This is a genomic window from Sphingomonas azotifigens NBRC 15497, assembly GCF_002091475.1.
Taxonomy (GTDB): Bacteria; Pseudomonadota; Alphaproteobacteria; order Sphingomonadales; family Sphingomonadaceae; genus Sphingomonas; species Sphingomonas azotifigens.
On sequence record NZ_BCTR01000100.1, the window covers coordinates 1 to 8,735 of the forward strand.

The window sequence follows — 8,735 nt, forward strand, 5'->3', positions numbered from 1 at the left end:
GCCCCGGCGCCCGCCGCACCGCGCCCCCAGGCGGCCGCGCCGGCCCCGGCTCCGCGTCCGGCGGCACCCGCGCCGGCAGCCCCCGCGCCCGCCATCGACGATGACGAGCCCGAAGCGCCGCGCGCACCGCAGCCCGTGCTGCGGTCGGTCGGCCCGGGCGGCTTCATCCGCCAGAACCCGGGCGAGCAGGCCCCGCCGAGCGCCCCGGCCCCGCCGCGCCGCCTCGTCCCCGCCAAGCCGAGCGAGGCGATCGCCGGCAAGACGACGCTGCTCGATCTGAACGACAAGATCTGCAAATGGCCGCTCGGCCATCCCGGCGAGCCGGACTTCCACTTCTGCGGCGAGAAGGTGAACCCGGGCTTCCCCTACTGCGTCGACCATTGCGGCCACGCCTATCAGGCGCAGCTGCCGCGCCGCGACCGTCGCCCCGCCCCGCCGATGCCGTTCGGCGGCACGCCGCGGCCGCGCTGAGGCACCCCCCTCCCGGGGTCGGCGATCGATCCCGCAAAAAGCGGCCGGCAACATTGCGTTTGCCGGCCGCTTTCGCGTGACACGAACGGCCCGGCGGCGCGCCACCGCCAGCAGAATTATCTCAGTGCATCACCACGGCTTCGCGGCCCAGCGCCGCCGCCTCTGCGAGCCGATAGTCTGCCTGCTGGGGGAAGCCGGCGTCGCGCAAGCTGGTCGCCTCTATCCACAGCAGTTCGGCATCATCGGGGAACCGGATGCGGCCGGCCGCACATAGCGCCACGCGCCGCAACGGATCGGCCGCTGCATCGCGAATCGCCTCGATCAGATCCGCACGGCCATAGTCCGTACCCAGCGCGTCCGACGGCAACGTCGCCTCGAACGCATGTGCACGCCAGTGCGCCACGTCGTACAAATGCGCGACCGGCTCGTCCAGGATCGGGTTCCTCAAGGTCTCCAGGAACGCCTCGTGCAGGTCGTGCGCGGGATCGGCGACGTTGTTCCGCGCGAAGGTGGCGTCCAGATGGCTGCCCGTCATCTGAATCATGTACAGGCGCACGGAATCGGCCCCCAGCGTCTGCGCCAGTCGCACCAGCCCGGGCAACTCGTGATAATTGTCCAGCTGCACCGTGGCATTGAGGTGCAAGGCCGAAAAGGCCCCGGCGGCGAATTTGCGGGCGAGGAATTCGAGGTTGGGATACAGGCGCTCCCATTTGCCCGGACGGCGGACGACTTCGTACACCCAGGGCGTACAGGCATCGAGCGACACGTTCACGAGCGGCCGATAGCGTTCCAGGCCCAGATAGCGCGCCCAGCGCACTTCATCCATGAGGAGGGCATTGGTGTTGATCTGCAGCGCGACGTCCAGTTCGTTATCGGCGACGTAGCGCAGGATCGAGCGGTAATGCGGGCTGGACCAGGGGTCTCCCTGTCCGGACACGGCGATCTCGACCTTGTTGGGGCTGTGCAGCAGCGGATAGATCACCTGCTGTTCGATCACTTCGAACCGCGCTTCCTGCGCCTCGTCCGCAGCGACGATCTTGTCGCGGCAGGAGGGGCAGGAAAGATTGCAGGTAAGGTCATGCGCGAGCACGACGAAGTCCGGCCCGTTTTCGAGCTGCGTGGCGCCGGATTCGAGGACCGCGCGAAGGGCGGGATCCGACACCTCCTCCTTCAACGGCAACGTGTCCTCGTTGATGTAGATGCAGCGCTCCTTGTTGCAGTAGCGGTAGGAGCCGTCGAGAATGCTTTCCCGCATCGCCTGCGCCGCGGCGCCGTTCCATATTTCCTCGAACGTCTGATCGTCCAGGTTGCCAAGGCGCTGCTGCGTCCAGATCGAGCAGCAGGACGAAATCGTGCCGTCCAGGAGCGTCTGGAACTTGGTGAAAGGCGCACTACAGAAACGATTCGAGAGATCGGCCGATTTGCCCGCAGCCTGCCGATCGAGAAAGAAAATCGCGCCGGCGATCTGCGGACAGTGCGGGTATGCGGCCATCATCGCGCGCAGATAGGTGACCCCGTCATGGCGATCGACGGAGAGGGCATGCAAGAACCCGCCCAACAGCCTGAGGCTCTTCTCTACACGCTCGCTCTGCAGGCCGCGCAATTGCGCGATCAGCTCGCGCAGCTCCACGACATCCTCGTGCCGGGACGCTTCGGCAAGCAACGGCCAGACTTCGGGATGATCGAGCCCGTCTGCCAGCCGATCGGTCAGGTTGCTGAGAACCGGGAAAAACCGGTGCTCCGCCGGGATGAGCGGAGTCGCCGTTTGCTGCGCCTGCTGCTGCTCATCCGTTCCGGCTACATACGACATCGAGATCTCCGTTGCATTCCCCTTCTTTTAGGAGAAGCGCGCAGGTCGAGGCGGACATGGGAAAAATTTGCCTAACGCGCGCCTCCCGCGGTGCACGATGCGGGGCATTCGCCCGCCTTGCGCCCCAGGGCCCGCACCCCCTATACGTTCCGCATGTCCGAAGACCTCTTCGCTGCGCCCTCCGTCCCTTCCGGCACCTATGACGCCTCGTCGATCGAGGTTCTCGAGGGGCTCGAGCCGGTCCGGCGGCGGCCGGGCATGTATATCGGCGGCACCGACGAGCGCGCGCTCCACCATCTCGCCGCCGAGATCCTCGACAATGCGATGGACGAGGCCGTCGCGGGGCATGCCAACCGCATCGAGGTGACGCTCGCCGCGCCCAACCGCATCACCATCGTCGACAATGGCCGCGGCATGCCGGTCGATCCGCACCCGCGCTTCCCGGACAAGTCGGCGCTCGAGGTGATTCTCTCGATGCTCCACTCGGGCGGCAAATTCTCCGGCAAGGCCTATGCCACCTCGGGCGGCCTGCACGGCGTCGGCATCTCGGTGGTCAACGCGCTGTCGGTGGACACCGTCGTCGAGGTCGCGCGCGACAAGCAACTCTATCGCCAGCGCTTCAGCCAGGGGAAGACGCTGGGCCCGCTGGAGAATGTCGGCGGCACGCCCAACCGGCGCGGCACCAGCGTCGCCTTCACCCCCGATCCCGAGATCTTCGGCGAGATGCTGTTCAAGCCGGCGCGGCTGTACAAGCTCGCCCGCTCCAAGGCCTATCTGTTCGCGGGCGTCGAGATCCGCTGGAAGTGCGATCCGTCGCTGATCACCGACGATACGCCGCCCGAGGCCGTGTTCCAGTTCCCGGGGGGCCTCGCCGATCACCTCAAGGAACAGGTCGGCGCGCGCGAATGCGCCACCGCGGACTTCTTCGCGGGCACCCAGGAATTTCCCGATTCGCAGGGCCGCGTTGAATGGGCGGTGGCCTGGCCGCTGTGGAGCGACGGCAGCTATAGCTGGTACTGCAACACCATCCCGACACCCGACGGCGGCACCCACGAGCAGGGCCTGCGCCAGGCGCTGGTGCGCAGTCTCCGCAGCTTCGCCGATCTGGTCGGCAACAAGAAGGCCAAGGACCTCAATCCCGATGACGTGGTGACGGGCTCCGAGCTGATGCTGTCGGTGTTCATCCGCGAGCCGCAGTTCCAGAGCCAGACCAAGGACCGCCTGACCAGCCCCGAGGCGACCGCGCTCGTCGAAAAGGCTGTGCGCGACCATTTCGACCATTTCCTCACCGACAATATGGAGCGCGGCAAGGCGCTGCTCGGCTATGTGCTGGAGCGGATGGACGATCGCCTGCGCCGCAAGCAGGAGCGCGAGGTCAAACGCAAGTCGGCGACGAGCGGGCGCAAGCTGCGCCTTCCGGGCAAGCTCACCGATTGCTCCGCCGACAGCCCCGAAGGCACCGAGTTGTTCATCGTAGAAGGCGATTCGGCCGGCGGCTCGGCCAAGCAGGCGCGCGACCGCAAGACCCAGGCGATCCTGCCGATCCGCGGCAAGATCCTCAACGTCGCCAGCGCGACTTCGGCCAAGATCCTCGCCAACCAGGAAATCGCCGACCTGATCCAGGCGCTGGGCTGCGGCACCCGCAAGGACTGCGACGCGACGCAACTGCGCTACGAACGCATCATCATCATGACCGACGCCGATGTCGACGGCGCCCACATCGCGACGCTGCTGATGACCTTCTTCTTCCAGGAGATGCCGGATCTGGTGCGCAAGGGGCATCTCTACCTCGCCCAGCCGCCGCTCTACCGGCTGACCGTGGGCTCCAAGAGCCTCTACGCCCGTGACGATGCGCACCGCATCGAGATCGAGAAGACGGCGTTCAAGGGCAAGAAGGTGGAGGTCAGCCGGTTCAAGGGCCTCGGCGAGATGAACCCGAACCAGCTCAAGGAAACCACCATGGATCCGGCGACGCGCGGCATGCTGCGGGTGACGCTGCCGCAGGAATATGAGGAGCGCGCGGGCGTGAAGGACCTGGTCGACCGTCTGATGGGCAACAATCCGGCCCACCGGTTCGCCTTCATCCAGGAGAATGCGGCGCGGCTGGACGACGAGGTGATCGACGCCTGAGGCACGCGCGTTAGCGAGGCAGACGTCTGCGGCATTTCAAACCGTCCCCCTTCATGGCATGGCCGCGGACCTGCTTGCCCGGCGCGCCACGCCAGATCAGACCACGGGAACACTGATGTCCGCCCATGATCTCTCTCGCCTCATGAAGTTTCTGCGACAAGAGGAATGGCGCGCGCGCTTCGATGCCGTGATGGAGGAGCATGTCGGGGCGGCGCTGGATGCGTTCGACCTCGATTTCGAAGCGTTGGCGGAGATTCTCGGCCCGCACTGGTCTGGGACGATCTGGGGGTGCGCCTTCGAGGATCTGATCAGCCGGACGTTCGGCCCGGACGATGAGAACCTGGTCGACGCCTATCTGAAGCGGCGAGGATGGAACGAAAAGGCGCCCGCCAAGGCCTATATGAAGGCGCTGCGCGATGCGCGGATGAGCCTGTATGAAGTGAGCGAGATCGTGCCGGGTCAGTCGATGCGCGCGCGCGACATGGTGCGCGATATCGAACCGGTGCTGGTGCAGGAACGCAGCGCAACAGGATCGCTCAAACCATGGGACCGGATCGGGGCGCGGATCGTCACCGTCAACGGCAAGAACATCCTTGCGGGCGGACTGCTGGCCTTCTCCCATCAGGGCGGCGAAGCGCTGCTCAGCGCCATCGCAGACGCGCTAGCGGATCAGGGTGCCGAGATACTCGACACGCTGGACCCAGACCTGATGCTGGCCGATATTGCTCCCATTTTCACCTCGACCTGGCTGTTCGAAACGCTGGGCAGTACGCTCGCCCCCGACGAGCCGGAGCTCTACACCAGCGAAGGTGATCCGGTGCTGTTCCACACGGTACGCTGGCCGATCGCCAGGGGCGCTACCCAGGCGATGGTCGCGGCACGGCTGGCAGATATCGATGCGCTGCAGCCCGAAGGCGCGAAGTTCTGGAACTGGCTGGAAACCGTACCTGCCGCCCCGGCCGCACGGGGGCGGGATGGGCTACGCTGGGACGTCGCCATGGACGATGGCGCGCGGGTGCTGGGCAATATTGACATGAAGGGACGTTTCGTCCGCCTGTCGGTTTCCTCCGCCGCACGGGCCGAACGAGGTCGCGCGCTGCTGGAAGCCGCGCTGGAGGGACTGGTCGAACGCCCGCTCGTCGAGATCCAGACCATCGAACAGATGCGTCAGGCCCGGGCGGAGGAAGGACCGTTGGACGCAGCGGCACCGGACGAGCTGTCACCCGAGCAGGCGGCCAGCCTCGTCCAAGCCATGATGGATCAGCACTATCGCAAGGCGCTGGACCTGCCTGTAGGCATGCTGGACGACAAGACGCCGCGGGCAATGGCCTCCACCGATGCTGGCCGCCGCAAAGTCGCGGAATGGCTGAAATACCTCGAAAACCGATCGGCATCGCAGGGGCCCGACGATCCGATGGCGCAGTATGATTTTGGCTGGATGTGGCGCGAACTCGGGCTGGAATCGCTACGGCGCTGATCGGCCCTACAACTCCCCGCGCATCCGCCGCTGATGGTATTTCACCCGCACCGTAACCCCCAGCACCATCAGGAAGAACGCCAGCCCCAGCACCGCCGCCGGCACCGCGACCGGCATCGGCCAGACCTTGGCCCGCAGCGCCGCGAGCAGCGCGCCGAACACCGCCAGCCACACCGCGCCCATCCGCAGCGGCCGCGCGATCTGCTTCAGCTCGGCCTTGTAGGCGGCGCGTTCGGCGGGGTCGTTCAGGCGGGGCGGGGTCGGCATGTCCAGTCTTCCTTCAGCAGCCCGTAAAGCGCGGTGTCGCGGATGCCGATATGGGTCTCCCATTCGGCGCGCAGCACCCCCTCCAGCCGGAAGCCCAGCCGTCCGAGCAGCCGGCGCGAATACACATTGTCCGGGTCCGTGTCCGCAAAAACCCGCCGCTGCCCCTCGGCGCGGAAGAGATGGTCGATCACCGCGCCGATCGCCTCCTCCGCGATCCCCCGCCCCCAGTGCGGCCGGGCGAGCAGATAGCCGATCTCGCTGACGTTCCGCTGGCGCTTCTCGCCCACCGCGACATAGCCGATCGCGCGGTCATCCTCGGCAAGCGTGATCGCCCAGCACCGCCAGTCCGGATCGCTGCGGGCGAAGCCGGCGCGGGTCTGGGTGACATGGACGTGCGGCGCGTGGCTCCACCAGGTCATCAGGTCGGCGTCGGACAGGCTGGGGAACAGCGCCTCGGCATCCTCCACCCCCCGCGGCCGCAGGCGCAGCCGCGCGGTGGCCAGCACCGGCGTGCCGCGCGCGGCGCCTGCAGGATCAGCGATTGCCACCGATGAAATCGCCCAAGCCCCCCAGCACCGATCCCTCGCCGCGATTATGGCCGCCGCCATTGGCCGCAGCGAGCATCCGGCCGGCCAGCCGCGCGAAGGGCAGCGACTGGATCCACACCTTGCCAGGGCCCCGAAGCCGCGCGAAGAACACGCCCTCGCCGCCGAACAACATGCTGCGCACGCCGCCGACCGAGACCAGGTCGAAGTCCACCGACGGCGTCAGCGCGGCGAGACAGCCGGTATCGACATGGAGCTCCTCGCCGGGCGCCAGCTCGCGCTCGACGATCGTCCCGCCCATCTGCACGAACACCCAGCCGTCGCCGTCGAGCCGCTGCATGATGAAGCCTTCGCCGCCGAACAGCCCGGTCATGATCCGCCGCTGGAAGGCGATGCCCATCTGCACGCCCTTGGCGGCGGCGAGGAAGGCGTCCTTCTGGCAGATCAGCGTGCCGCCCAGATCGGCCAGCCGCAGCGGCACGATCGCACCCGGCACCGGCGCCGCGAACGAGACGCGCGCCTTGCCGCTGCCCTGGTGGGTGAAGACGGTGGTGAACAGCCCCTCGCCGGTGACCAGCCGCTTGCCGGCGCCGAGCAGCTTGTCCATGAATCCGCCGCCCTGGTTGCTGCCGTCGCCGAACACCGTCTGCATGGTGATCGCGGCGTCCTTCCAGACCATCGCACCCGCCTCCGCCACCGCGCTTTCGCCGGGATCGAGCTCGATCTCGACGAACTGGAGGTCATGGCCCTTGATCTCGAAATCGATATCGTCGGCATAGCCTTCGCGGCGGCTGTGCGACCAGGGGCTCATCGGCGGCATGACAGTCTCTCCACAACGTGTTGCAGCTGCCTACTACACCAAGCGCCGCCCGGCGCGAAGCCCTGCCGGCCACGCTCAGGCCATGTTTACCATCGCCGTGCTAGGCCCGTGCCATGTCGCTCCTGCTCCTCGCGCTTGCCGCCGCCGCCCCGTTCACCATCGCCGAGACCGGCCAGGGCTTCCCGACGCTCGATGCCGCGGTGGCGAGCGTGCGCGACGGCACCGCCACCATCGTCATCGCGCCGGGCGTGTACCACCAGTGCGCGGTGCAGGCCGCGGGCCGGATCACCTTCAAGGCGGCGCAGCCCGGCACCGCGATCTTCGAGGGCACGGTGTGCGAGGGCAAGGCGGCGTTCGTGCTGCGCGGACGCGGATCGGCGGTGGACGGCGTGGTGTTCCGCAAGTTCCGGGTGCGCGACGGCAACGGCGCCGGCATCCGCATCGAGATGGGCGACCTGACCGTCACCCGCTCGACCTTCCTCGACAGCCAGGAGGGCATTCTCGGCGGCGGCCACCCGACGGTGCGCAGCATCACCATCGACCAGTCGAGCTTCGCCGGGCTCGGCCAGTGCGACGAATCACCGAGTTGCGCGCATTCGGTGTACCTGTCGGTCGACGGGCTGGTAACGATCACCCGCAGCCGCTTCGAGCGCGGCACCGGCGGGCATTACGTCAAGCTGCGCGCGCGCCGCGTGGCGATCACCGGCAACAGCTTCGACGACAGCGCGGGGCGCAAGACCAATTACATGATCGATCTGTCCGAGGGCGGCACAGGGACGATCGCGCAGAACATGTTCGTGCAGGGGCCTGCGAAGGAGAATCGCTCGGGCCTGATCGTGATCGCGGCGGAGGCGCGGACCTATCCGACCGACGGGCTGCGGGTGGAGGGCAATACCGCCAGCCTGGCGCCGGGCGCACCGGCGGATCCGGCGTTCGTGGCGGACCTGTCCGGCGGGCGGATTATCGTGGCGAACAACCGGCTGTCGGGCATGCGGTCGTTCGAGAAGCGCTGATGTAGATCGGCGACAGATCGCATCCGCACGCACCCCCCTCCCCCCTTGCGGGGGAGGGAGGGGCCCATCGCCCCGCGATGGGAGGGAGAGGGGGCGCGATTTGCGTTCCGCAAATCGTGCGGTTGCACCGCAACCGCTCACCCTCTCCAAGCTCCGCTAGGCAGCAAGCTGCCAAGCTCCGCTATCCTCCCCCGTCAAGGGG

At 67.5% G+C, this 8,735-nt stretch carries 8 protein-coding genes; 4 read left to right on the forward strand and 4 right to left on the reverse strand.

Annotated elements, in window-relative coordinates; genetic code table 11:
• A partial coding sequence (locus SAZ01S_RS22555; RefSeq protein WP_084584582.1) for a GcrA family cell cycle regulator occupies nt 1–471 on the forward strand: 471 nt, incomplete at its 5' end.
• Between the two features lie 121 nt (nt 472–592).
• Here SAZ01S_RS22555 and SAZ01S_RS22560 read toward each other — a convergent pair.
• Nucleotides 593–2,281 carry a radical SAM/SPASM domain-containing protein gene (locus SAZ01S_RS22560; RefSeq protein WP_084584583.1) on the reverse strand — a complete coding sequence of 563 codons (1,689 nt, stop codon included), beginning with the start codon at nt 2,279–2,281 and terminating at the stop codon, nt 593–595.
• Nucleotides 2,282–2,434: 153 nt separating this feature from the next.
• On the opposite strand from SAZ01S_RS22560, the gene parE reads away from it, so the two are divergent.
• Complete coding sequence (parE, locus tag SAZ01S_RS22565; protein WP_084584584.1) at nt 2,435–4,411, forward strand: DNA topoisomerase IV subunit B; 1,977 nt, start codon at nt 2,435–2,437, stop codon at nt 4,409–4,411.
• 58 nt (nt 4,412–4,469) lie between these two features.
• Nucleotides 4,470–5,888, forward strand: a complete 1,419-nt coding sequence (locus SAZ01S_RS22570) for a DUF7986 domain-containing protein (RefSeq protein ID WP_245825139.1) — start codon at nt 4,470–4,472, stop codon at nt 5,886–5,888.
• Between the two features lie 6 nt (nt 5,889–5,894).
• On the opposite strand, the gene SAZ01S_RS22575 is transcribed toward SAZ01S_RS22570, so the two are convergent.
• The 3 genes from SAZ01S_RS22575 to SAZ01S_RS22585 are packed head-to-tail and all read right to left on the reverse strand — an operon-like array spanning nt 5,895 to nt 7,520.
• Nucleotides 5,895–6,155, reverse strand: coding sequence for a hypothetical protein (locus SAZ01S_RS22575; RefSeq protein ID WP_084584585.1), 261 nt, complete (start codon nt 6,153–6,155; stop codon nt 5,895–5,897).
• Nucleotides 6,134–6,703: a GNAT family N-acetyltransferase gene (locus SAZ01S_RS22580; RefSeq protein WP_245825141.1), complete on the reverse strand. Its 570-nt coding sequence runs from the start codon at nt 6,701–6,703 to the stop codon at nt 6,134–6,136. The genes SAZ01S_RS22575 and SAZ01S_RS22580 overlap by 22 nt, the downstream gene beginning before the upstream one ends.
• Complete coding sequence (locus SAZ01S_RS22585; RefSeq protein WP_084584587.1) at nt 6,690–7,520, reverse strand: TIGR00266 family protein; 831 nt, start codon at nt 7,518–7,520, stop codon at nt 6,690–6,692. The genes SAZ01S_RS22580 and SAZ01S_RS22585 overlap by 14 nt, the downstream gene beginning before the upstream one ends.
• Before the next feature lie 113 nt (nt 7,521–7,633).
• Here SAZ01S_RS22585 and SAZ01S_RS22590 point away from each other — a divergent pair, with 113 nt between their 5' ends.
• Nucleotides 7,634–8,533: a right-handed parallel beta-helix repeat-containing protein gene (locus tag SAZ01S_RS22590; RefSeq protein ID WP_084584588.1), complete on the forward strand. Its 900-nt coding sequence runs from the start codon at nt 7,634–7,636 to the stop codon at nt 8,531–8,533.
• Nucleotides 8,534–8,735 lie beyond the last annotated feature (202 nt).

Excerpts from the sequence above, each read along its gene's own strand:
- SAZ01S_RS22560 (WP_084584583.1), bottom strand. The coding sequence starts at position 2,281 with ATGTCGTATGTAGCCGGAACGGATGAGCAGCAGCAGGCGCAGCAAACG.
- parE (WP_084584584.1), top strand. The coding sequence starts at position 2,435 with ATGTCCGAAGACCTCTTCGCTGCGCCCTCCGTCCCTTCCGGCACCTAT.
- SAZ01S_RS22570 (WP_245825139.1), top strand. The coding sequence starts at position 4,470 with ATGGCCGCGGACCTGCTTGCCCGGCGCGCCACGCCAGATCAGACCACG.
- SAZ01S_RS22575 (WP_084584585.1), bottom strand. The coding sequence starts at position 6,155 with ATGCCGACCCCGCCCCGCCTGAACGACCCCGCCGAACGCGCCGCCTAC.
- SAZ01S_RS22585 (WP_084584587.1), bottom strand. The coding sequence starts at position 7,520 with ATGCCGCCGATGAGCCCCTGGTCGCACAGCCGCCGCGAAGGCTATGCC.
- SAZ01S_RS22590 (WP_084584588.1), top strand. The coding sequence starts at position 7,634 with ATGTCGCTCCTGCTCCTCGCGCTTGCCGCCGCCGCCCCGTTCACCATC.